The organism is Candidatus Pantoea soli (assembly GCF_007833795.1).
In the GTDB taxonomy this organism is placed as follows: Bacteria; Pseudomonadota; Gammaproteobacteria; order Enterobacterales; family Enterobacteriaceae; genus Pantoea; species Pantoea soli.
Genome location: NZ_CP032702.1, coordinates 3,469,433 through 3,493,987 on the forward strand (window position 1 = coordinate 3,469,433; position 24,555 = coordinate 3,493,987).

Sequence of the window (24,555 nt, forward strand, 5' to 3'; positions counted from 1 at the left end):
GATGTTCTCCTTGCTGAGGGGGCGATCAGAGGCTGCCGGTAGCAACCTGAGTCGGGAATGCCGCACGCCAGGCGTCAAAGCCGCCATCAATACTGTAGACATCGCTGAATCCCTGCCCCAGCAGGAACTGTGCGGCACCTTTGCTGCTGTTGCCGTGATAGCACATCACCAGCACCGGCTGGTCGCGGCGGGCCTGAGCGATAAAGTCGGCGAGATTGTCGTTAGACAAATGCTGCGCGCCGGTCGCATGGCCCAGCGCAAAACTTTGCGGGTCGCGGATGTCCACCAGCTGCGCCCCTTGTGCCAGATGCGCGTTTGCCTGCTGAACGTTAATACACTCGAAGATTTCCATGGTGTCTCTCATTACTGCGTCACAATTTGCGCTTAGTTTACCCTGATAAACCGTGGCGATAACCTGACAAAGCCTGTGGGTATGTGATTTTTTTCCTGCTGAAATGTTAGCTATATCACGCACGAATGTTTTTATTGGGTTAAGCGCTGGCGTAAATGTTGGTTTCCGATTATCATTACGCTCGAAAACGAACATTTTAGAACTATTCCGAACATCGGAGGAGATGACGTGGAAACCAAAGACCTGATCGTGATCGGCGGCGGCATCAACGGTGCCGGCATTGCAGTGGACGCTGCAGGACGCGGACTGTCAGTGCTGATGCTGGAGGCGCGGGATTTGGCCTGTGCAACTTCCTCTGCCAGCTCTAAACTGATTCACGGTGGCCTGCGCTATCTGGAACATTACGAATTTCGCCTGGTGGGTGAAGCTCTGGCCGAACGCGAAGTGCTGCTGAAAATGGCACCGCACATCGCCTTCCCGATGCGCTTCCGTCTGCCACATCGCCCGCATCTGCGCCCGGCGTGGATGATCCGCATGGGGCTGTTTATGTACGATCGCCTCGGCAAGCGCACCACGCTGCCGGGCAGTAAAAGTCTGCGTTTTGGCGCGGAATCGGCCCTGAAGCCGGAAATCACGCGCGGTTTCGAATATTCTGACTGCTGGGTAGACGATGCCCGCATGGTGGTTCTGAATGCGCAGGAAGTGGTGAAACAGGGTGGTGAAGTGCGTACCCGTACGCGTGTAACCCGCGCCTGGCGTGAAGGCGGTCTGTGGATGGTGGAAGCCGAAGACACAGATACCGGAAAAATCCACACCTGGCGCGCCAAAGGGCTGGTCAACGCTGCCGGTCCGTGGGTAAAACAGTTCTTCGACGATGGTCTGAAGCTGAAATCGCCTTACGGTATTCGCCTGATTAAAGGCAGCCACATCGTGGTGCCACGCGTGCATAAAGAGAAGCAGGCTTATATCCTGCAGAACGAAGATAACCGTATCGTGTTTGTTATTCCGTGGATGGACGAGTTTTCCATTATCGGTACCACCGACGTGGAGTACAAAGGCGATCCGAAGAACGTGAAGATCGACGATAACGAAATCAGCTACCTGCTGAAGGTGTACAACGCACACTTTAAACAGCAGCTGACCAGTGACGATATTGTCTGGACCTACTCCGGTGTGCGCCCGCTGTGCGACGACGAGTCCGACTCGCCCCAGGCGATTACCCGCGATTACACGCTGGACGTGCACGACGAAAACGGTCAGGCGCCGCTGCTGTCAGTATTTGGCGGCAAGCTGACCACTTACCGCAAGCTGGCAGAACACGCGCTGGAAAAACTGGCTAAATACTATCCGGATGCCGGTCCGGCATGGACGAAAAACGCTGTGCTGCCGGGCGGAGACTTCTCCGGCACCCGTGAGGATTATGCTGCCGGCCTGCGTCGTCGTTATCCGTTTATCAGTGAAGGCATGGCACGGCATTATGCCCGTACTTACGGCAGCCGCACCGAAGTGCTGCTGGACGGCGCAAAAAGCCTGGCCGATCTCGGCGAGAATTTTGGTCACGAGTTCTACGAAGCCGAACTGCGTTACCTGGTGAAACATGAGTGGGTGCGCGAACTGGATGATGCTATCTGGCGTCGTACCAAACAGGGCATGTGGCTGAGCGAAGCCGAACAGGCACGCATCCGTGAATGGCTGGCCGCCAACGGCCAGACCCCGGCGCTGTCACTGGCTTCCTGAGTCTGTTAAAAGAGAAAAAAAGGCCGTTATCCTGGCGGGGATAGCGGCCTTTTTTATTACTTCAGATTCAGTGTGTTAAATCCGGTGGCGCTGCTTTGTCGCGCGGGTAAAAGCGTTTGATCGTGCATGAGGCAACAGAGCAAAGGCGCGATAAATCGCGCCTGATATTCAGTACTCAGAGCCCGGTGTTCTCGCGGATATACTTGCGCGCTTTCACTGCATACTCGAACGGGTTGGCGATAGCCGGGTCCTGTTCCGCTTCCACGACCATCCAGCCTTTGTAGCCATAGTCGTCAAGGATTTTAAACACCGGTTTGAAATCAATCACGCCGTCGCCCGGTACGGTAAAGGTGCCTTTCTTCACGCCATCAAGGAACGACAGCGATTTTTCCCGCACTTCAGCCACCACGCTGTCGCGCACATCCTTGAGATGCACATGGAAAATACGCGGCAGATGGCGGGTCAGCACGTCCAGCATAACCTGCTGCGATCCTTCGGAATAATAAATGTGCCCGGTATCGTACAGCAGCCCGACGCTGTCGTGCGTCATAGCCATAAAGCGATCGATCTCGTCAGGCGTCTGGATACCGGTGCCCATGTGATGATGCAGGGTCACGCGCATGCCTTTTTGCGCGGCAATCTCTGCCAGCGTATTGTACCCTTCCGCGGTCAGGCGCCACTCTTCGTCGGTAAACACCGGCTTCTGCTCCAGCACCGGCAGCGTGGTGCCCTGAATACTTTTGCTCTGCTCAGAGCAGCCAATCACGCGTGCGCCCATAGCGTGCAGGAAATTCATGTGATTGATGAACTCATCAATGGTTTTGGCTTTATCCCCGTTGGCAAAAAAGGTGCTGAACCAGGCATTGCAAATCTCGATCCCGCGAATCTCCAGCATCGGCTTGAGAATTGCGGGATCTTTCGGATACTTACTGCCCACTTCGCTGCCGGTAAAGCCCGCCAGCGCCATTTCACTGACCGTCTGCTGGAAGGTGTTCTCGCTGCCAAGATCCGGCATGTCATCGTTGGTCCAGCCGATCGGCGCAATCGCCAGCTTTACGTTATCTTTATTCATGGTAAATCCCTGATTCTGAGAGAGAGTAATAGCGCACGGCGCACTTAGCGCGCGTAGAAATCCGGACGCGGCGGCATGCTGACCGGCTCAATCGCCCCGCTGTTCTGCGCCTTCAGGCAGGCGTCGGCCGCTACAGAGGCGGCAAAGCCATCCCAGGCAGAAGGTCCGGTCAGCTGGCCGGCTTTAACATCGTTGATAAAGGCCTGCAGCTCCACGTCGTACGCATCAATGAAGCGATCTTTCCAGTCGGTAAGCAGCGGAATACCCAGACAGGCGTTTTTACGCGTCTGAATCGCAGAAGGTTCCGGCAGACGGGCGATGCCCTCTTCGCCTACGACTTCGCACTGGATGTCATAGCCGTACGCGCAGTTGACGAAGATTTCGACGTCAATGCGAATGCCCTTTTGCGTTTCAAACAGCACAATCTGCGGGTCTTTCAGTGCGGCATGTGATTTTGACGTGGTGCGCGGGAAGACCACCTGCACACTCTTGTAGTCATCTTCGGTCAGCCAGCGCAGCACATCCAGTTCATGAATCAGCGTGTTGGTAATGGCCATATCTGTGGTGTAATTTTCGCCGACGCTCTGGTTACGGTGTGCGCAGTGCAGCATCAGGGGTTCACCAATGTCACCGTCAGTAATCACTTTTTTCAGCGCGCGATAACCGGCATCGTAGGGGCGCATAAAGCCGACCTGCACCAGACGCTTGCCGTGGCGGATTTCCGCGTCCACGATCCGGCGGCAGCCTTCGGCACTCAGCGCCAGGGGTTTTTCGCAGAACACCGGCTTACCGGCTGCGATGGCCGCCAGCGTGAACGCTTCGTGCGTCGGGTCCCACGAGGTCACCAGCACGGCATCCACTTCCGGCGAGTTAATCACCTGATGGCCGTCCTGATAGACTTCGGCTTCAATGTTCAGCCGCTGCAGCGCCGCGCGCGCACCTTCCATATTGATATCGGAAACCGCCACCACTTTTGCGCCCTGCAATACGTTATTGCAGCGACGAATATGTTCCTGACCAATTGCGCCGGTACCAATCACACCGAGTTTGAGCGTCATAATTACACCTGTAGAGTCGGATAAGTAAGGGAAAACGCGGCCGGAAGCTCCGGCCGAAAACGTTAATATTTACGGGCCTGATCGATATGCTGATTCAGCTTTTCCGCCACCTGCCGGGTGCGTTCTGAGGTCGAGGTCTGGGCGACACCCACGTGCCACCAGCTGAAGTATTTGTGCACCATGGTTTTCGGCAGCACTTTGATGTCAATCAGGGTGGAAACCGTCTGCTGCTGCGCATCAGCCAGCGCGGCTTTCAGCTCATCCAGCGTGGTTACGCGATAGGTCTTACAGCCATAGCCGCCGGCAATCGCCGCGAAATCCACCGGCACAAAGCCGCCATCCAGTTTGCCGCCCTCCGGATTGCGGAAGCGGAATTCGGTTGTGAAGCTGTCCATACCGTGTTCCATCTGCAGGTTGTTGATGCAGCCATTGGTCATGTTATCCAGCAGAATGACGTTGATCTTCGCGCCTTCCTGAATCGAGGTCACCAGCTCGGAGTGCAGCATCATGAAGGAGCCGTCGCCGACCATGGCATACACTTCACGCTGCGGCTGCGCCAGCTTCACGCCCAGGGCGGCGTTCACTTCATAGCCCATGCAGGAGTAGCCATACTCCACGTGATAAGCGTTGTAATCTTTGGTGCGCCACACGCGCTGCAGGTCCCCCGGCAGGCTACCCGCAGCGGCCACAATCACCGCATCCTTTGGGAGCTGTGCGTTGAGCGTGCCCAGCACGCTGCTCTGCGTCAGCACGGAACGGGTCAGACGCTCGAATTCACTGAACAGCGCTTCGCGGTCGATGTGGTCGGCAATTTCCGGGATAAAATCCTCTGTATTAAACGTGGCGGCATACACGCGCTGCGTCTCTTTCAGCAGTTTGCTCTGCGCCTGCTCAATCTGCCCGCCCCAGTGGCTTTCAAACCCCTGCAGGCCGGCTTCCAGCGCCGTCAGCCCTTCCCGCGCATCTGCCAGCAGCTGCACCCCATCCAGCTTATAGCTGTCGAAGTTACTGACGTTCAGATTGAGGTAGCTCACCGCCGGGTTCTGGAAAATCCATTTCGACGCGGTGGTGAAATCGGTGTAACGCGTGCCGATACCAATCACCAGATCGGCCTCTTTCGCCAGCAGGTTGGCGGCCAGGCAGCCGGTCTCACCCACGCCGCCCACGTTCAGCGGATGGTCAGAAACGATGGTGCCTTTGCCCGCCTGCGTTTCGGCAAACGGAATCTGGAAACGCTCGGCAAACTTCAGCAGCGCCTGGCCAGCCTCAGCGTATTTCACCCCGCCACCCACCACGATCAGCGGCTTATGTTTGCGCGCAATCAGCGCCAGTGCCTCTTCCAGCTGCGCCGGCGTGGGCAGGCGGCGATCCAGACGGTGAACGCGTTTCTGGAAGAAGTAGTCCGGGAAATCCCAGGCTTCGCCCTGCACATCCTGCGGCAGCGCCAGCGTCACCGCCCCGGTTTCGGCCGGGTCGGTCAGCACGCGCATGGCGTTGATACAGGCGCTCATCAGCTGCTCGGGACGGCTGACGCGATCCCAGTACTTGCTGACGGCACGAAACGCATCGTTAGTGCTGATGCTGAGATCGTGGCTCTGCTCGATCTGCTGCAGAACCGGATCCGGCTGACGGGTGGCAAAAACATCGCCGGGCAGCAGCAGTAAAGGAATACGGTTGGCGGTCGCGGTGGCGGCGGCGGTGATCATGTTGGCGGCACCCGGCCCGACAGACGATGTACAGGCCAGGATCTGGCGACGCAGCGACTGCCTGGCAAAGCCAATGGCGGCGTGCGCCATGCCCTGCTCGTTGCGTCCCTGGTAGACCACCAGATCGCCACTGTCCTGCTCCAGCGCCTGCCCCATGCCCAGCACGTTGCCGTGGCCGAAAATGGCAAAGATGCCTTTTACAAATTTGGTTTCAACGCCGTCTGCATTCAGATACTGGTTATCAAGAAATTTCACCAGCGCCTGCGCCGTGGTAAGTCTGATTGTGCCCATGTGCTTGTTCCTTTACATGCGGGTACCGCACTGCGGTACAACGCGGTGAGGGTTCGCCTGCCGTACACAGCGCCCGCGGATTAAGTGAAACGTGTGGCGATTATAAACAAATATTTTTTTCATAAAACTCAGCTACAGAAGAAACATTTCATTTTGCGATAGAGATCAAATTCGGCCATGAAACGCCGGCAGCAGCGCAGTGCCGGCGGGATGAAGTTGAACAGCGGTCTGTCATTTGGCAGGCATAAAGAAATTTCATTTCATCTCAGCAGCTTCCCGTATTCTGCCGCGCTTTCCTGCGACCTGGCTCACAAGCCAGAGCATGCCTGAAATTCACCACTTTAATGACCGGGCAAAAGGCGCATCGTCAGAGTTTTACCTGGCTCACAAAATCGCGATGGATGTTTCATTTCATGTTGTATTTGGAATTTTCATTCCTCATACTGCGACCATAGCCCGTCAGGCACCCTGAAACCCGGAAGCCATGCGCCCGATGTCGGGCGATACGCCAGTCGTGTCTGCTTATCACAGAAGGAAACCATCGGTATGAGTACACAACAGAAGCGGCTTGATGTGATTTGTATTGGACGCATCGCCGTCGATCTCTATGGTCAGCAAATTGGATCGCGTCTGGAGGATATGACCAGCTTCAATAAATATCTGGGCGGCTCTTCCGGTAACGTGGCATACGGCACCGCGATCCAGGGCCTGAAATCCGCCATGCTGGCGCGCGTCGGCGATGAGCACAACGGCCGTTTTCTGCGGGAAGCCCTGCAGCGTGTAGGCTGTAATACCGACGGCCTGATTACCGATAAAAACCGTCTGACCGCGCTGGTGATCCTCGGCATTAAAGATGAAGAGACCTTTCCGCTGATTTTCTACCGCGATAACTGCGCCGACATGGGCCTGGTGCCGGAAGACATTCAGGAAGAGTTTATTGCCTCTTCCCGTGCGGTCGCGGTCACCGGCACGCATCTGTCACACCCGGATACGCGCGCTGCGGTGCTCAAGGCGCTGGATATCGCCAGGCGTCACGGCCTGCGCACCGCGCTGGATATTGATTACCGTCCGGTGCTGTGGGGGCTGACCTCCCTCGGTGACGGTGAAACGCGGTTTATTGAATCCAGCGAGGTGACCCGTCAGCTGCAGGAAGTGGTGCACTATTTTGATTTGATCGTCGGGACGGAAGAGGAATTCCATATCGCCGGTGGCAGCACCGATACGCTGACGGCGCTGAAAAACGTGCGTCAGGCGAGCCAGGCCACGCTGGTCTGCAAACGCGGTCCGCTGGGTTGCGTGGTGTTTGAAGGTGACATTCCGGATAGCTGGGAGCAGACGCGCCTGCACAGCGGCGTTCGCGTTGAAGTCCTGAACGTACTGGGTGCAGGCGATGCCTTTATGTCCGGCCTGCTGCGCGGCTGGCTGAATGACGAAGGCTGGGAGCAGGCGTGCCGCTACGCCAACGCCTGCGGCGCGCTGGTGGTATCACGTCACGGCTGTGCGCCCGCCATGCCGACCAAAGAAGAGCTGGATGATTTCCTCAGCCGTGAACACGAGGTAAAACGTCCCGATCTGGATGCGCGTCTTAACCATCTGCATCGTGTCACCACCCGTACGCAGCAGTGGCCGGAACTGAATGTTTTTGCTTTTGATCACCGCAAACAGCTGGCGGACATGGCGCGCGAAGCAGGTGTCAGTGAAACACGCATTCCACAGCTGAAACTGCTGCTGCTGCAGGCAGCGCAGGAGGCGGCCAGCGAAGCCGGTCTGAATGAAAAGAGCGGCATTCTCGCCGACACCACCTATGGCCAGAAAGCCCTGAACGCGATTACCGGACAGCGCTGGTGGATTGGACGTCCGATCGAGCTGCCGGGTTCGCGTCCGCTGCGTCTGGAGCACGGCAATATCGGCTCACAGCTGGTCGACTGGCCCGCCGAGCACGTGGTGAAATGTCTGGTGTTTTACCATCCGCATGACAGCGCCGCGCTGCGCAAAGAGCAGGATGAGCAGGTGCTGGATGTCTGGAAAGGCTGTAACAAGAGCGGCCACGAGCTGCTGCTGGAGGTGATCCTGCCGGAGAGCAATCCGGATCATCAGGAATCCTACTACGCGGATATTCTGCGTCACTTCTACAGCCTGGGTATTCAGCCGGACTGGTGGAAACTGCCGCCGCTCTCCGCTGACAGCTGGCAGGCGATCAGCGCGCTGATCGAGGAGAACGATCCCCACTGCCGCGGCATTCTGCTGTTAGGGCTCGACGCGCCCGAAGAGAAGCTGAAAGCCGGTTTCGCCGCCGCCGCCCGGGCGCCGTGGGTGAAAGGATTTGCTGTCGGACGCACCATTTTCGGTCAGCCTTCCCGCCAGTGGCTGAAGGGCGAACTGGACGATCAGGCGCTGGTCGAGACGGTGAAAGGAAACTATCTGCGCCTGATTGGCTACTGGCGCGCGGCGCGCGGGTAGCCGGCTTGCCAGGCGCATGAACCGGCTGGCCGCGATGCGGCCCTTTTCCTGCGGGAGAGGGCCGGATTTTCGTCTGCCAGCACCCCTGACGCCTGCACAGACCGGAGCGGTGAACGCCGTTGCGCTGCCTTCACGCTTTTTTCTGTCTGTCACCAGGCCAGCCGGCAGCACAAGGCGTCACGTCCCGGCTGCGTGTCAGGCCTACGCCGGCAGCAGCACAAGCGGCCGAACACCCTCAGAAAACCGTCACGGGTGCGCCACCCCTGCTTTTTGTGAGGCATTTCATAAACCGATGAAATAGCCGCCCCGATAGCGCCAAACAAATGAAATTTTCCATCCATCTGTTACTATAGCGCTCATTATCCAGCCATATTTTCTTTGCTAACGGGCCGAAGTAATGACCAATAATCCAACCCAACTCACCTTGTTACAGGACGATATCCGTCGTCGCTACGAGACGCTGAGTAAACGCCTGAAGCAGGTGGCTCGTTATATTCTTGATAACAGCAACAGCATCGCGTTTGACACCGTCGCCTCAATCTCGCAGCAGGCGGATGTGCCGCCCTCCACGCTGATTCGCTTCGCCAATGCGTTTGGCTTCAGCGGCTTCAACGAAATGAAACAGGTTTTTCGTCAGCATCTGATGGAGGAAACGGTTAACTATACCGAGCGCGCGCGCCTGTTCCGTCAGACAGCCACCGACGACAGCGCCAGCTCGCCGGAGAGCCCGGTGGAAATCCTGAACGTGTTCACCATGGTCAACAGCCAGGCGCTGCAGCAGCTGGCTATGCAGGTGAATCCCGATCAGCTCAATAAAGCGGTGAAGATGCTGAATGAAGCGGAAAACATCTACATCATCGGCCTGCGCCGTTCGTTCAGCGTCGCCTCCTATCTGGTTTACGCGCTGCGCCATCTGGAGCGTCGCGCCTTTCTGATTGACGGTCTCGGCGGCATGTTTACCGAGCAGCTCAGCATGGTGAACCCGAAGGATGTGGTGATTGCCATCAGCTACTCGCCGTATGCCCGTGAAGCGGTTGAGCTGGTGGAGCTGGGTGCCAAGCGCGGTGCGCATCAGATCGCTATCACCGATAGTCAGGTCAGCCCGCTGGCCGCTTTCAGTGACGTCTGTTTTGTCGTGCGTGAAGCACAGGTGGATGGTTTCCGTTCGCAGGTTGCTTCGCTGTGTCTGGCGCAGACCCTTGCCGTTTCTCTGGCGCTGAACAACAGCACCAGCGAATAACTGACCGGCAGCAGGCAGAAAAAAGGGCAGCCCGCAGGCTGCCCTTTTTATTGCCAGCGCGTCACCGGGGTGACGGCTGGCCGCTTATGCGGTTTGTGCTGGCGAGCACGCCGGCAAACGGCGCGGTGTATATCGCCTCTGCCGCTATTTGCTGCGCGGATACTGGTCGCTGTTCACCCAGGCGTGATCTTTCTCCCAGGTAAACTTCCACAGCCGCACCGGGCCCGCCATCACGTTCAGGTAATAGTTGTCATAGCCGGCGATCGTGGCCACCGGATGGTAGCCACGCGGCACCATCACCACATCGCGGTTGTAAGGTGCCATACAGACATCCAGCGAACGGTCGTCGGTATAGACGCGCTGCATGGCAAAACCGGGCTCGGGATCGAAACGGTGATAGTAGGTCTCTTCCAGATAAGTTTCGTCCGGGCTGTCCTTCTCGTCGTGCTTGTGACTCGGATAGGAGCTGGTCGCGCCTTCATCGGTATACACTTCCACCACCAGCAGGCTGTCGGCCGCCTGGTTATCCGGCAGAATGTTGTGCACCAGACGCTGATTGCGCCCCTTGCCGCGACGCTCTACGCCCACATCTTCCGGCGCAATCAGCCGCGCAGGCAAACTACCGCTGCCCGGCGCGTTACACACGGCCAGCTCCAGATCGCTTTCTGCCACGATCTCTACCTCATCGTGATGCGGCACATAGACCGAATACGGCGGCGTACGTTCAAAGGGCGACATCCGTTTGCCTATGTGCGGAAATTCGGCGTGACGGGTTTTTACTGAAGCCCGCCCGGCCACCAGCACCAGGCACAGCTCTTTGTTATCGCTGCTCAGACGCAGCGTCTGGCCTTGCTTCAGCAGATAGGCGTCAAAGCCCACATACTCCCAGCCCGCCCGCTCCGGGGTAACGTGCTGGATACGGCCCTGACTGTCCGGCTGCTGTACTCGCGAAATCAGCGACATCCTGTTCCTCCTCTCAGGCTTAACCCAGCGTTGGCATACTGAATTCAGAGACGGTTTGCTGCCCGCTCGGCCAGCGCACGGTGGCGGTTTTCATGCGCGTATAGAAACGGACACCGTCCGGACCATGCACGTTCAGCGCCCCGAACACCGAGCGTTTCCAGCCACCAAAGCTGTGGAATGCCATCGGCACCGGCACCGGGACATTCACGCCAACCATGCCGGCTTCCACGTTCTGTACAAACTCACGGGCAGTGTGACCGTTGCTGGTAAAGATAGCGCTGCCGTTACCAAACTCGTGGCTGTTGACCAGCTGCAGCGCGCTGTCGAAATCGGTCGCGCGCATGATGCTCAGCACCGGTCCGAAAATCTCTTCGCGCCAGATCACCATATCCGGCGTGACGTTATCGAACAGCGTGCCGCCAACGTAATAGCCCTCTTCGTGACCGGCCACTTTTATTCCGCGCCCGTCCACCACCAGCTTCGCGCCTTCCTGTTCGCCTTTGTCGATGTAGCCCAGCACTTTCTTCTGATGCGCCGCGGACACCACCGGTCCCATTTCATTTTCTTCCGCGCCCTGCTGCATGCCAGGCCCGACGCGCAGCGCCTTGATCAGCGGAGTAAGACGGGCAATCAGCGTGTCGGCGGTGTCATCGCCGACGGCCACCACCACCGGCAGGGCCATGCAGCGTTCGCCGGCCGAACCGAATGCGCCGCCCATAATGGCGTTGACCGTGGCATCCAGATCCGCATCCGGCATGACGATGGCATGGTTTTTCGCCGCGCCAAAGGCCTGAACACGTTTACCGTGGGCGCTGGCGGTTTTGTAGATATGCTCTGCCACGCCGGAAGACCCCACAAAGCTGACCGCCGCGACGCGCGGATCTTTGTACAGCTGCTCTGCATCTTCATTCGATGAGTGCACCACGTTAAACACGCCATCCGGCAGGCCCGCTTCTTTCAGCAATTCCGCCATCCGCACCGACGCAGACGGATCCAGCGCCGGCGGCTTCAGAATAAAGGTGTTACCGCACGTCAGGGCAATCGGGAACATCCACAGCGGCACCATCGCCGGGAAATTGAATGGCGTAATGCCCGCCACTACGCCAACCGGCTGCATCAGCGAATAGCTGTCGACGCCGCCGCCAACGTTCGGGGAATTTTCACCTTTCAGCAGGTGCGGAATACCGCAGGCAAATTCAATCACTTCGATACCGCGGGTCAGTTCGCCCAGCGCATCTGACCAGACTTTACCGTGTTCGGACACAATCAGCGCTGCCAGCTCATCGCGATGCTTTTCCATCAGCGCTTTGAAGTTAAACATGACGCGGGCACGGCGCAGCGGCGATGTTTTCGACCATTCCGGAAACGCCGCATGGGCCACGGCAATCGCCTGCTCTACTTCCGCCGCGGTGCTCTGCGTCAGTTCGCGCACAACTTTGCCGGTGGCCGGATCGTAAACCGGGATGGTTTCATTGCTGGCGCTGTAGGTGATTTTGCCGCCGATAAAGTTACCTGTGATTGTCATGTCGTTGCCTCTTTAATGTGTAAGTTCCCTGCAGGCCGTCAAGGGTGGAGAGCCACGCCGCCTGTTCAGGCAATACGAAAAGCGTGGTATGAAGCTATTACAGTGAAATAAATTTTTCAAATAGTTCTTTTTGGAAAATTTCTTTTTAGCGGCCTGGATCGCATTTTTCCGGCCATTGTTTCCGGCCGGTGATAAACCGTGGCGTATCGCGCTGTGGCAGGCGTGATGTACCGCAACCTGTGTGAAAAAGAGGGGCGATGGCGGCGGTGTGAGGAGGAAATCCGCCGGGCCGCGAGTGCGCAGCGGCAAACGAAATATGAAATTTTTGCGAGGCAGATCCAATATCTGTTATTTCATATTTCACTAAAAACGAAATAAATGTTTTCTTTGCAGCATCCGCATCCGCATCCGCATCCGCCTGCTGCGCAATGAACCCTTATCTGTGTCCTTAACCGGACACGCTTTTGTACCTGTTGGCCTCGGTCGGAGGCCTTTTTTTCTGACGGCTACCGGCATAACCTCCTCTGCTGCCTGCTCAGCTGCTGCTGCGGTGAACCTCGTCTGCCGCATCGTCCGGCTGATGTTTCAGCATGCGCAGCGTACAGAACAGGGCAAAACAGACCAGCAGCGCGGCCAGCAGATAAACCAGCGAGACACCGGCGTAACTCATAATAAAGCCGGCGATCGGGCCGGTGATGCCCAGCGATAAATCCATAAAGGCGGTGTAGGTCGCCAGCGCGCTGCCCTGATTCTGCTGCGGCACCACTTTCACCGCCACCACGCCGATGGCCGGAAAGACCAGCGAGAAACCAGCGCCGGTCAGAAACGCCCCCAGTTTTGCCATCCACGGATCGAACGAGGCGGCCACCATAAACAGCCCGGCGGCTTCAATAGCAAAGCACAGGCTGGCCACGCGCAGTCCGCCCTGTTTGTTAATGGCATTCGGAAACAGCAGGCGCGCCCCAACAAAGGCGGCGCTGAACAGCGTCAGCGCAAAGGCGGCACCGTCCCAGCCTTTCTCACGATAAAACAGCGTAATAAAGGTGGCGATGACGCCAAAGCCAGCCGATCCCATTGCCAGCAACAGCCCGAAACCATACACTTTGCCCAGCACCGCGCGAAACGGCAGCGGTTTGGCTTTGCTGCCTTTTACCGCGGCACGCGGCAGTGCCAGCACGATTGCCAGCAGGCTGATGGCAATGATCACCGCCGAGAGCAGCAGCAAACCGCCGTGGCGGAAGATCATCACGCCGAGCGGTGCGCCAATCGCCATGGCACCATAAGTGACAATACCGTTCCACGAGATCACCCGGCCGATATGCAGCGATCCCACCTTTGCCACGCCCCACAGCGAGGTGCCGGTGCCGCAAAAACTTTGTCCGACCCCCAGCAGTATGCGCCCGAGGCACAGCAGCGCCAGACTGAGTATCGTCTGCCCGGCCAGCAGCGCCGAGAGTAAAATGCACAGCCCGCTAATCAGGCTGCCCACCAGCCCCAGCACCACCACCTTTTTCGGCCCCCAGCTATCGGCATAGCGTCCGGCGTGCGGCCGGCTAATCAGCGTGGCGAGGTATTGCAGGCTGATCACCACCCCGGCCCAGAATGCGCTGTAGCCGAGGCCGTCGTGCACAAAGCCCGGCAGCACCGCCAGCGGCAAACCAATGGTGAGATAGGTGGCGAAGTTAAACTTCACGATAGAGAGAATGGACAGATTCAGGCGGAGCCGGCTGGACTCTGCAGCCGCGGCGGGCTGATCGGGCATGAGTGATTACGCTCGCGTTTGACGAAATATTGATAGAGAAGGCTAACTATACGTTATGTCGGCTGCCGCGCATCCGTCAATCTTCCCGGCCGCCGCTCAGCCAGGCGCAACGCTAAAGCGCGGGCGGTGCCGGGCAGACTGCGCTGCGTTCAGGCAAGCATAACAATCACTTAATTGCCGTTCAGCTACACTCTTTTCAGCCAATATAAAAATCAGGAGAAGGCATGAACGAGAAGCCACAGGAGAAAACCGGCCAGAACATTCTGGTCAAGCTGGCGATGTTAGTGATTATTCTGGCAGGGATTCGTGCGGCTTCGGAAATTCTGGTGCCGTTTCTGCTGGCCAGCTTTCTGGCGATTGTGCTGAATCCGCTGGTTACGCTGCTGATGCGCCGCGGACTGCGCCGCAGCCTGGCCATTACGCTGGTGATCTCGGTCATCATCATCGTTCTGCTGTTGCTGGTGGGCGTCCTGGCCTCTTCCCTCAGTGATTTCAGCGAAACCTATCCGCAAATCCGCACCCTGCTGGAACAGAAACTGACCGTGGTGCAGCATTTCGCCGCGCAGTTTCATATCAATATCTCAACGGAGGCGCTGGCAGCACGACTCGATCCCAACATCATTATGAACATGGCAACTACCCTGCTGGCGCAGTTTTCCGGTGCCATGACCAATGTGCTGCTACTGATCCTGACGGTGATCTTTATGCTGTTTGAAGTGCACCATCTGCCCTACAAGCTGCGTAACGCCATGATGAATCCGCAGATCCGCATTGCTGGTCTGCACAAGGCGCTGAAAGGCGTGACGCACTATCTGGCGCTGAAAACGCTGGTCAGTTTGATTACCGGACTTTCGGTCTGGCTGGTGCTGTTACTGCTGGACGTCAAATTCGCCCTGTTCTGGGGCCTGGTGGCCTTTATCCTCAACTTTATCCCGAACATTGGTCCGATTATCGCCGGCGTGCCGCCGTTTATTCAGGCGCTGGTGCTGAACGATATCTACGATGCCATGCTGGTTGCCGCCCTGTTCAGTGCCATCCATATGGTGTTCGGTAATATGCTGGAGCCACGCCTGATGGGCCGCGGGCTCGGGCTCTCGACGCTGGTGGTTTTCCTGTCACTGATTTTCTGGGGCTGGCTGCTGGGGCCGGTTGGCATGCTGTTGTCAGTACCGCTGACCAGCGTGACCAAAATTCTGATGGAAACCACGCCGGGCGGCAGCCGTCTGGCGATTATGCTGGGCAATGGCCGGCCGCGGCCTTCCCGTCTGCGCTGATGCGGTGGCGGCCCGGGGGCTGCCGCGGGCGGTGCCGGTTTCGGCTGCGCAGAGGACTCGCCTGCCACCTGACAGGACTTACCTTCTCCTCTGTCAATTAACGCCGCGCGCTGCCGATTATTGACCTGTATCAGAACGATGCAAAAGCAAAACGCTAACATGCACGGCCCCGGGAAAATGGTATGCTGCTGACGCCGCGTTTCGCTCCCGGCGTTGCGTAAACCCACCGAGGAAAGTCTGGTGCCTCTGCAAAAACGACATCGCGATTTTGGCTGGCTGTTTATTGTCTGTGCCGGGCTCTTCCCGCTGGTGCTGGGCATCCTCTGCACCGCGATTGAAGCGCGCCACACGGTACGGCAGCAGCAGATTGCGGCCGCCGGCACGCTGCTGGCGCAGGCGGAAAAAATGAGCGACAGCGCATGGGATATGATCACCACGCTGCGCCAGTATCAGCATCGTCCCTGTGCGGAAATCGAAGAAACCCTGCAGCGAACCGGAACACTCAACGCCTACTTTCGCTCCATCGGCATGCTGCAGGGAGACCGCATCAGCTGCTCCTCGGCCTATGGGCTGGGGCACGGACGGCTGTCAGAGATGATGATGCAGCCGCCGCCGGTGACCGGCAAAGCCTGGTGGAGCCTCTCCATTCGCGGCACGCTGGGCGTGCCGGCGCGGCCTGCGGTGATTTTTGTGCGCCAGCTGCCGGACAGCAGCGGCTTCTGGGCGGTGATTGATGGTCAGTATCTGATGGACTTTATGCACGCCATGGGCGAATCACGCGGCTATCAGATGAGCCTGCAGTTTAACGGCGGCGCCATCATCCACAGCGGCCCGGGTGAACAGCCGGCCCAGCTGTACATCAAAAGCGCGGAATACCACGCCACGTCCGCCCGCTATCCGATTAGCGTGCACGTCACGGTGCCGGCCAGCGAGCTGATCAAATCCTGGCGTCAGGCGTTGCTGATTTTCCTGCCGATGGCCGCCATTTTTTCGATTCTGCTCATGGTGCTGACCGCCAACTGGCTGCGCCGTCGTCTCTCCTGGGCCGACGAGATTCGCCGCGCGATGCGCAATCGCCAGTTCACGGTACATTATCAGCCGGTGTACAGCACCGAAATTGAGCGCTGCAAAGGCGCAGAGGCGCTGATGCGCTGGCAGCTGCCGAACGGCGAAATGATTCGTCCGGACATTTTTATCAGTCATGCGGAATCTGAAGGCATGATTGTGCCGCTGACCCGGCATCTGCTGGAGCTGATGGCAGAAGACCTGCAAAGCTGGCCGGTGGAGCCCGGCTTCCACATCGGGTTTAACCTCGCGGCAGAACACCTGCAGCACCCCGATTTTGTGCAGGACATGATGCGCTTTGCGCGTCGTATCCGGCACAAGCAGATGGTGATTACACTGGAGCTGACCGAACGCAGCCTGATAGAAGACGGGGAACTGGTGGCGCGTAAGCTGCGCCATCTGCAGTCACACGGCATGAAAGTCGCGATTGACGACTTTGGCACCGGCCACTGCTCACTCTCCTATCTGCTGACGTTCCCGCTGGATTATCTGAAGATTGACCGCGGCTTCATCAATGCCATTGAAGGGCTGGAAACGGAAACGCCGGTGCTGGACACCATTATCACGCTGTGTCACAAACTGCAGCTGGACGTGCTCGGTGAAGGCGTGGAGACGGCGTTACAATTTGCCTACCTGCGGCAGCGTGGCGTCGGGCTGATTCAGGGCTATTATTATGCCCGTCCGATGGACAATGACCGGCTGCAGGCCTGGCTAAGCGAGCAGGGCCGTCAGCCGCTTTCCGCTGAGGTAACGCATGAGCCTGAACTGCATCATCCTGGATGATTACCAGAACGTCGCCCTGTCGCTGGCGGACTGGGCATCGCTTGCCCCCCACGTCCACACCACCACCCTGACCCGCCATATTGCCGATGAAGATGCGCTGGTTCAGCAGATTGCTCACGCTGATATCCTGGTGGTCATGCGCGAGCGCACGCCGCTGACCGCCAGCCTGATTGGCCGCCTGCCGCAGCTGAAAATGGTGGTGACCTCCGGCATGCGCAATGCCGCCATAGACCTGCACGCCTGTGCCGAACGCTATATTGCCGTGTGCGGCACCCGCAGCAGCAGCGCCGCGCCGCTGGAGCTGAGCTGGGGCCTGCTGATTGGGCTGGCGCGTCATATTTATACGGAGAATCAGGCGCTGCGCAGCAACGGTGTGTGGCAGCAGACGCTGGGTATCGGTCTGCAGGGGAAAACGCTGGGCCTGATCGGCCTGGGCAAAATTGGCGGTGAGATGGCCAACGTGGCGCAGGCATTTGGCATGCAGGTGTGTGCCTGGAGCCAGAACCTGACGCCGGAACGCGCGGCCGACTGCGGGGCTGAACGCTTGCCCGCGCTGCACGATCTGCTCAGAAAGAGCGATATCGTGTCACTGCATCTGGTGCTGAGCGAACGCACGCGTCATCTGCTGGATGCGACCGCCTTCAGCCAGATGAAACCCGGCGCGCTATTGATTAACACCGCGCGCGCAGGCCTGGTCGATCAGCAGGCGATGATTGCGGCGCTGCAATCCGGTCAGCTGGCCGGGGCCGGGCTGGACGTGTTTGACCAGGAGCCGCTGCCGGCCGATCATCCGCTGCGCCAGCTGCCGAACGTGCTGGCAACGCCGCATCTGGGCTATGTCGCCGACAGCAACTACCGCACTTACTTCACGCAGGCGGTGGAAAACATTCACGGCTGGCTGCACGGTGCCCCGTTACGCTCACTGTTCTGAGCGGCGGGCGCGCCGCTTTTCTGCAATGCGCAGCGCCACGTCAAGACTGTCCTCTGCCGGTGCGGTACCGGACGGTCGCGGCTGTGCCCTGAGCCGCTGATGGATGCGCTGCAGCGCAGCCACCCGCTCATGCACCTGCAACACGTCGTCTGATGTCTGCGCAGTCTGCTGCGACACCCGGCTGACCCACTGCCGCGGGGAAAACTGCGCCCTGATCGGCTGAGCAGATAAGCCCGCCGGCCGCCACTTTTTCAGCCGCTGCATCAGCGCACCGGGCGGCGATGCCAGCAGCGCAAGCTGCGCATCGGCGCGCGCATCATACGCGAGCCATACAGATGTGGCTGTGCCAGGGGCGCTTTCCGGCGGCTGATGACGATGATTTCTGACTGCACTGTCGATCATCGACAGCCAGGGATTGCCAGCATTGCAAGGATCTTTACGCGCCATAACCACTCCACCAATAACGGGGCGGCAGAGTATCCCTGAATGCCTGAACCGCGACAACACCGACCTGCCGTTCCGCTCTGCGTAAAGACAGGCCGTCCGCCCGGTCAGGTATGACAGTAGAGTCGCGGCAGGCCGGCGAAATAGATCATCTGATCGCCATTCGGCAGCGGGTGCATCTGGTAATAATCACTGTGCCCTTCCTTCGCCATGGAGAGCAGCACGTGGGGTGCCAGCGCGCCAGGCACCGTATCCTCTGCCAGCGTGCGCACGCTGTGCGTAGTGCTGAGCATAAAATCACCCTGCCGCCGCCAGGTCAGTTCAGACAGGCGGTGGATACGATAAGGCTTTCCTGCCACCGTCACGCTGCCGATCAGCGTCGCGCTGCTGCTGCCATCCGGTCGGAAACGCGCATGGATGGTGGCGGCAATCGAGGCGACCTGTGCGCCTTCATTATCCACGTGGTACGGCACTTCACACCATTCCGGCACCGGCGCAGTGGGCCGTTCCAGCCATACCAGCGCCCAGGGCAGCACCAGCGCCAGCAGCGTGCCCCCAATCCACACTCTGTTACGCATCCGGCGACTCCCCGGCGGTGACGCTCCATGCCAGACACTGATTATCTTTTTGCGCAATCGGCTTGGCGCACAGAAAGGCGCTGCTGAATAACTGCGTGCGCCCCGGATTGATATACACAAACTGCGCCGGGCTGCCATCCGGCAGGCGCGGCTGCCAGTGGTGGTAACGGCGCAGGGCGTTTTGCACGATGAAGGAATCCGGGGTGAGATCGCGACCAATAAAAAACTGCGTACTGCCTTCGCGCAGATAAGGGGTGTACGCCAGCGCATCGCCCTGTGCCGGGGCGAAAAAGTGACGCGCAACCAGCGCCAGTGCGGCATTGGCGCACAGCAGCGCAATGAGCATCGCGCGCAGCGGCCATCTTCTGCGCGGCGTGCCTGCCGGCAGCGCGGCCACAGGCGCGGTGCTGACAGCAGATGGCTCGGGCACATTCACGGGCGCTGTGCTGGCAGCAGGTACCTCGGGCATATTCACGGGCGCTGCGCTGACCGCAGGCGCCTCGTTCAGACGCACGACGTCGGCCTGCCCGGCCAGCACACAGCCAATCAGCGGTACCTGCAACACCAGCGGGCCCGGTGCCTGCGCCCGGGCGGCAAGCTGGTTGATTTCCGCAATCGTAGCGGTAAGCCGGTCGGCAAAAGGCACCTCATCCGGCACGCGCTGAAACAGCGTATGCAGCGCCTGATTGCGCACCAGCTGGCCACCGGCGTTCAGCACCCGGTACAGCACGGCGGTCTGCAGCGGCGTCAGGACGACACGTTGCGCGGGCTGTTGCATCGGGTATAAGACCTGCTGTTGCGTATCAAAACAGAGGCTGTTGGCAAACAAAACAAAGCGCGCCATGCCGCTCCTGAATCCCTGAGAAGAAACTGGCGCAAGTATAGGTTTTTTCCGTTATCAGCGCACGCGGAGTGCGGCCTGCGTCGCGTTGAGAAAAATTATATTTGCAGCGATTACGGACCAGAACAGCCAGAGTTTTAGCCAAAAAATAACCAGTTACTGGCGTAAACATGACAAATATCACACAAAAACGGTATACTCTGTCGCGCGACGCAATTATTGCCGCGGTAATAATTGCTCCGGCAGGCCAGGGTAAAACCCACTTTCACGGCTATGCTTTAATTTTCTCAACGCCGCGGACTGATCGCAGCACCTGAGTCCGCAGCGTTGAGGATTTTTCGAATTCCAATACAGGGTAACCTCATGAAATTACGTAGGAAGCGTGTAAAACCTATTGGGCTGGATGACGTCACCATCATTGATGATGCGCGTTTACGTAAAGCCATTACCGCCGCGTCACTGGGTAACGCGATGGAATGGTTTGACTTCGGGGTGTATGGCTTTGTCGCCTACGCGCTGGGTAAAGTGTTTTTCCCGGATGCCTCACCTGGCATTCAGATGATTGCGGCGCTGGCGACCTTCTCGGTGCCGTTCCTGATTCGTCCGCTGGGCGGTTTGTTCTTTGGCATGCTGGGCGACAAATACGGTCGTCAGAAAATTCTCTCTATCACCATTGTCATCATGTCGATCAGTACCTTCTGTATCGGCCTGATTCCCTCTTATGCCTCCATTGGTATCTGGGCGCCGATTCTGCTGCTGCTGGCAAAAATGGCCCAGGGCTTCTCCGTGGGCGGCGAATATACCGGTGCCTCGATCTTCGTGGCCGAATACTCGCCTGACCGCAAACGCGGGTTTATGGGCAGCTGGCTCGACTTTGGCTCTATCGCCGGCTTTGTGCTGGGCGCGGGCGTTGTGGTGCTGATCTCTACGGTTATCGGCGAGCAGAAGTTCCTTGACTGGGGCTGGCGTATTCCGTTCTTCCTCGCGCTGCCGCTGGGCATTATCGGTCTGTATCTGCGTAATGCGCTGGAAGAGACCCCGGCTTTCCAGCAGCACGTGGAAAAGCTGGAACAGGGCGATCGCGAAGGCCTGCGCGACGGCCCGAAAGTGTCATTTAAAGAGATTGCCAGCAAGCACTGGAAGAGTCTGCTGGCCTGTATCGGTCTGGTGCTGGCCACCAACGTGACCTACTACATGCTGCTGACCTACATGCCGAGCTACCTGTCGCATAACCTGCACTACTCGGAAGATCACGGCGTGCTGATCATCATCGCCATTATGATGGGGATGCTGTTTGTGCAGCCGGTCATGGGGATGCTGAGTGACCGCTTTGGCCGCCGTCCGTTCGTGATTATCGGCAGTATCGCGCTGTTTATCTTTGCCATCCCGGCGTTCATCCTGATCAACAGCAACGTGCTGGGCCTGATTTTTGCCGGTCTGCTGCTGCTGGCGGTGATCCTTAACGCCTTTACCGGCGTGATGGCTTCTTCCCTGCCGGCGATGTTTCCGACGCATATCCGCTACAGTGCGCTGGCCAGTGCGTTTAACATTTCTATTCTGATCGCCGGTCTGACGCCTACCGTCACCGCCTGGGCGGTAGAAGCCAGCAATAACCTGTTTATGCCGGCCTACTACCTGATGGTGATTGCGGTTGTCGGTCTGGTAACCGGTATCTACATGAAAGAGACCGCCAATAAGCCGTTGCGCGGTGCTACGCCAGCGGCCTCTGACCTTGATGAAGCGCGTGAAATCCTGCAGGAGCATCACGACAACATCGAGCAGAAAATCGAAGATATCGATGCCGAAATTGCCCGTCTGGAGGCAAAACGCAAAAACCTGGTGCAGCAGCACCCGGATATCAACGAGTAATCAGCTAATCTGTCCCGCCCGCGTGGCGGGATTTTTTTTGCCTGCGCAACGCGGTGACGGGCGTTGCAGACGGCAGCGCCGCCTGTTACCCCGCGCCATACTGCCTGCCCGCAACCGCACACAATCCTTCATGCTGCCGCGCGAAAAGGAGTAAACTGTTGCCACTTTTTTCACCAGCATAAGTTGTATAAACATGTCTGATTTCAATCTGATTCAGCGCCCGAGAAGGCTGCGCAAAAGCGCTTCCATGCGCGAAATGTTCCAGGAATCCCATCTGCGTCTGAGCGACCTGGCGCTGCCGATCTTTGTCGAAGAAGGCGTGGACGATTACGTGCCGATCAACGCCATGCCGGGCGTGATGCGTATTCCGGAAAAACGTCTGGCGTATGAAATTGAACGCATCGCCAACGCCGGTATCCGCTCAGTGATGACCTTTGGTATTTCACATCACACCGACGCCACCGGCAGTGATGCCTGGAATGAAAATGGCCTGGTGGCGCGGATGTCCCGCATCTGCAAAGACACCGTGCCGGAAATGATCGTGATGTCTGACACCTGCTTCTGCGAATACACCAGCCACGGCCACTGCGGCGTACTGTGCGAGCACGGTGTCGACAACGACCAGACGCTGATTAACCTCGGCAGGCAGGCGGTCGTGGCAGCCCAGGCGGGCGCGGACTTTATCGCGCCTTCGGCCGCAATGGATGGCCAGGTAAAAGCGATTCGGCAGGCGCTGGACGCTGCAGGCTTCACGGATACGGCGATCATGTCCTATTCAACCAAATTTGCTTCCTCTTTCTACGGCCCGTTCCGTGAAGCAGCCGGTACCGCGCTGAAAGGCGACCGCAAAACCTACCAGATGAACCCGATGAACCGCCGTGAAGCGATCCGCGAATCGCTGATCGACGAAGCGGAAGGCGCGGATTCCCTGATGGTGAAACCGGCCGGTGCCTATCTGGATGTCCTGCGTGATATCCGCGAGCGCACCACGCTGCCGCTGGCGGCCTACCAGGTCAGCGGTGAGTACGCGATGATCAAATTCGCGGCACAGGCGGGTGCGATTGATGAGCGCAACGTCGTGCTGGAAAGCCTGGGTGCAATTAAACGCGCCGGTGCAGACCTGATTTTCAGTTACTTCGCCCTCGATCTCGCCGAGCAAAAAGTGCTCTGATTGCCCCTCTGGCGCGCTGCCGTCTGCTTAGCGGCGACAGCGCGCTTTCTGCCTGTATGGCACGACACCCGTGTTGCACTACCCAAAAATTCACAGCAAGAGTCACGCGGTTACAGCTCCGCACTGCCAGCGGACGCGCCCCGGCGTCTGGCCCGGTTACGTGCACTCAACCTTCTGCATCCCCCGGCAAAAGAGCGTTTGACCGCCTGGCGCGTCACCTGTCTGACGTTCCGCTGACGCTGGTCAGCCTGCCGGAGGCGGACCACCAGTGGTTGACATTGGGGCGGGCGATCACCCACCGCCTTCGCCGCGCGCCCTCTCCTTTTGCGGTCCTGCGATCCTGCAGGATGACAGGCGGGCCCGCCGCGAAAACTCAGCGGGTTAAAGCCTCCAGCAGCGCCTGGTGAAAGCGCTGTGGCGCTTCCATTTGCGGCGCATGTCCCAGGCCAGGGAAGGTGATTAAGCGTGCGTCAGGTATCATCTTCGCCACCTGCGGGCCCAGCACATCGTAGTGGCCAAGCTGCGCTTTTACCTCCGGCGGCGCGATATCGCTGCCGATGGCGGTGGTATCAGCGGTGCCGATCATCAGCGTCACGGGCATGCTGAGATTTTTGAACTCGTACCAGACCGGCTGCGTAAAAATCATGTCGTAGATCAGCGCCGAGTTCCACGCCACTTTCTGATGCCCCGGCCCTTTGTTCAGCCCGGCCAGCATATCCACCCATTTGTCATAGGCCGGTTTCCACTGGCCGCTGTAATAGGTGTGCTGCTCATACTTTTTAATGCTGGCGGCATCCAGCTTCAGTTCCCGCTGATACCACTGATCCACAGAGCGCCACGGCACCCCTTTGGCCTTCCAGTCCTCCAGCCCAATCGGATTCACCAGCACCAGTTTCTGCGTCTGCTGCGGATACATCAGCGCATAGCGCGTCGCCAGCATGCCGCCGGTGGAATGACCCATAATGATGGCGTTGGTCACGCCCTGCCGCTGCAGCAGCTGATGCGTGTTTTCCGCCAGCTGCTGAAAGCTGTACTGATAAGAAGCGGGTTTGGCAGAGCTGCAGAAGCCAATCTGATCCGGCGCAATCACCCGATACCCCTGCTGAGACAGTGTGCGGATGGTGGTTTCCCAGGTGGCACCACAGAAGTTTTTGCCGTGCAGCAGAACCACCGTCTGACCGTTTGGCTGCCGCGCGGGCTTCACATCCATAAACCCCATGCTCAGCGCCTGCTGCTGCGAAGTAAAGGTAAAGCGCTGCAGCGGATAAGGGTAAGCAAACCCTTCCAGCTGTTCCCCATATACCTTGTCCGCCGCGGTTGCTGTCTGCAGCAACAGGCCGGATGCCAGCAATGCAAGCGCTGACCTTAATCGTACACACCGCATAAGCTTACTCCTTAACCCGTGAAAGCCTTGAGTCTGGCACAAATAACCG

At 58.5% G+C, this 24,555-nt stretch carries 19 protein-coding genes; 8 read left to right on the top strand and 11 right to left on the bottom strand.

Annotated features, from left to right (window positions below):
• Positions 1-25 precede the first annotated feature (25 nt).
• The gene (gene glpE / locus D8B20_RS16125; protein ID WP_145889855.1) at positions 26-352 is read right to left on the bottom strand and encodes a thiosulfate sulfurtransferase GlpE; all 327 of its coding nucleotides are present in this window, start codon (positions 350-352) and stop codon (positions 26-28) included.
• Between the two features lie 228 nt (positions 353-580).
• Between glpE and glpD the strand changes: the two genes are divergently transcribed.
• Complete coding sequence (gene glpD / locus D8B20_RS16130; RefSeq protein WP_145889857.1) at positions 581-2,089, top strand: glycerol-3-phosphate dehydrogenase; 1,509 nt, start codon at positions 581-583, stop codon at positions 2,087-2,089.
• A gap of 175 nt (positions 2,090-2,264) precedes the next feature.
• Here glpD and iolE read toward each other — a convergent pair whose 3' ends face one another.
• From iolE to iolD, 3 genes are all read right to left on the bottom strand, one after another.
• Positions 2,265-3,161 (bottom strand): myo-inosose-2 dehydratase, encoded by an 897-nt coding sequence (iolE, locus tag D8B20_RS16135; protein WP_145889859.1) that lies wholly within the window; start codon positions 3,159-3,161, stop codon positions 2,265-2,267.
• 44 nt (positions 3,162-3,205) lie between these two features.
• Positions 3,206-4,219, bottom strand: coding sequence for a bifunctional inositol 2-dehydrogenase/D-chiro-inositol 1-dehydrogenase (iolG, locus tag D8B20_RS16140; protein ID WP_145889861.1), 1,014 nt, complete (start codon positions 4,217-4,219; stop codon positions 3,206-3,208).
• 62 nt (positions 4,220-4,281) lie between these two features.
• The gene (gene iolD / locus D8B20_RS16145) at positions 4,282-6,216 is read right to left on the bottom strand and encodes a 3D-(3,5/4)-trihydroxycyclohexane-1,2-dione acylhydrolase (decyclizing) (protein ID WP_145889863.1); all 1,935 of its coding nucleotides are present in this window, start codon (positions 6,214-6,216) and stop codon (positions 4,282-4,284) included.
• A 546-nt stretch (positions 6,217-6,762) separates the two neighbouring features.
• Here iolD and D8B20_RS16150 point away from each other — a divergent pair.
• A complete protein-coding gene (locus D8B20_RS16150) occupies positions 6,763-8,676 on the top strand; it encodes a bifunctional 5-dehydro-2-deoxygluconokinase/5-dehydro-2-deoxyphosphogluconate aldolase (RefSeq protein WP_145889865.1) in 1,914 nt (637 codons plus the stop codon).
• Between the two features lie 397 nt (positions 8,677-9,073).
• A complete protein-coding gene (locus tag D8B20_RS16160; RefSeq protein WP_145889869.1) occupies positions 9,074-9,916 on the top strand; it encodes a MurR/RpiR family transcriptional regulator in 843 nt (280 codons plus the stop codon).
• A 144-nt stretch (positions 9,917-10,060) separates the two neighbouring features.
• Here D8B20_RS16160 and iolB read toward each other — a convergent pair whose 3' ends face one another.
• The 3 genes from iolB to D8B20_RS16175 form a co-directional block, all read right to left on the bottom strand.
• Positions 10,061-10,879 carry a 5-deoxy-glucuronate isomerase gene (gene iolB, locus D8B20_RS16165; protein WP_145889871.1) on the bottom strand — a complete coding sequence of 273 codons (819 nt, stop codon included), beginning with the start codon at positions 10,877-10,879 and terminating at the stop codon, positions 10,061-10,063.
• A 19-nt stretch (positions 10,880-10,898) separates the two neighbouring features.
• Entirely contained in the window at positions 10,899-12,404 is a 1,506-nt protein-coding gene (locus D8B20_RS16170; protein ID WP_145889873.1) for a CoA-acylating methylmalonate-semialdehyde dehydrogenase, read from the bottom strand.
• Between the two features lie 535 nt (positions 12,405-12,939).
• Positions 12,940-14,166, bottom strand: a complete 1,227-nt coding sequence (locus D8B20_RS16175) for an MFS transporter (protein WP_145889875.1) — start codon at positions 14,164-14,166, stop codon at positions 12,940-12,942.
• A 224-nt stretch (positions 14,167-14,390) separates the two neighbouring features.
• Here D8B20_RS16175 and D8B20_RS16180 point away from each other — a divergent pair, with 224 nt between their 5' ends.
• The 3 genes from D8B20_RS16180 (at position 14,391) to D8B20_RS16190 (ending at position 18,219) form a co-directional block, all read left to right on the top strand.
• Positions 14,391-15,440, top strand: coding sequence for an AI-2E family transporter (locus tag D8B20_RS16180; protein WP_145889876.1), 1,050 nt, complete (start codon positions 14,391-14,393; stop codon positions 15,438-15,440).
• 240 nt (positions 15,441-15,680) lie between these two features.
• Positions 15,681-17,288 (top strand): EAL domain-containing protein, encoded by a 1,608-nt coding sequence (locus D8B20_RS16185; protein WP_145889878.1) that lies wholly within the window; start codon positions 15,681-15,683, stop codon positions 17,286-17,288.
• Positions 17,260-18,219, top strand: coding sequence for a D-2-hydroxyacid dehydrogenase family protein (locus tag D8B20_RS16190; protein ID WP_145889880.1), 960 nt, complete (start codon positions 17,260-17,262; stop codon positions 18,217-18,219). The genes D8B20_RS16185 and D8B20_RS16190 overlap by 29 nt, the downstream gene beginning before the upstream one ends.
• On the opposite strand, the gene D8B20_RS16195 is transcribed toward D8B20_RS16190, so the two are convergent.
• The 3 genes from D8B20_RS16195 to D8B20_RS16205 form a co-directional block, all read right to left on the bottom strand.
• Positions 18,208-18,666 carry a hypothetical protein gene (locus tag D8B20_RS16195; RefSeq protein WP_145889882.1) on the bottom strand — a complete coding sequence of 153 codons (459 nt, stop codon included), beginning with the start codon at positions 18,664-18,666 and terminating at the stop codon, positions 18,208-18,210. The genes D8B20_RS16190 and D8B20_RS16195 overlap by 12 nt on opposite strands.
• Before the next feature lie 104 nt (positions 18,667-18,770).
• Positions 18,771-19,241 (bottom strand): hypothetical protein, encoded by a 471-nt coding sequence (locus D8B20_RS16200; RefSeq protein WP_145889885.1) that lies wholly within the window; start codon positions 19,239-19,241, stop codon positions 18,771-18,773.
• Positions 19,234-20,085, bottom strand: coding sequence for a hypothetical protein (locus D8B20_RS16205; RefSeq protein WP_145889887.1), 852 nt, complete (start codon positions 20,083-20,085; stop codon positions 19,234-19,236). Before D8B20_RS16205 ends, D8B20_RS16200 begins: the two co-directional genes overlap by 8 nt.
• Before the next feature lie 360 nt (positions 20,086-20,445).
• Here D8B20_RS16205 and proP point away from each other — a divergent pair, with 360 nt between their 5' ends.
• Positions 20,446-21,951: a glycine betaine/L-proline transporter ProP gene (proP, locus tag D8B20_RS16210; RefSeq protein WP_145889888.1), complete on the top strand. Its 1,506-nt coding sequence runs from the start codon at positions 20,446-20,448 to the stop codon at positions 21,949-21,951.
• Positions 21,952-22,144: 193 nt separating this feature from the next.
• Entirely contained in the window at positions 22,145-23,122 is a 978-nt protein-coding gene (gene hemB / locus D8B20_RS16215; RefSeq protein ID WP_145889890.1) for a porphobilinogen synthase, read from the top strand.
• Between the two features lie 373 nt (positions 23,123-23,495).
• Here hemB and D8B20_RS16220 read toward each other — a convergent pair whose 3' ends face one another.
• Positions 23,496-24,506, bottom strand: a complete 1,011-nt coding sequence (locus D8B20_RS16220; RefSeq protein ID WP_145889892.1) for an alpha/beta fold hydrolase — start codon at positions 24,504-24,506, stop codon at positions 23,496-23,498.
• Positions 24,507-24,555 lie beyond the last annotated feature (49 nt).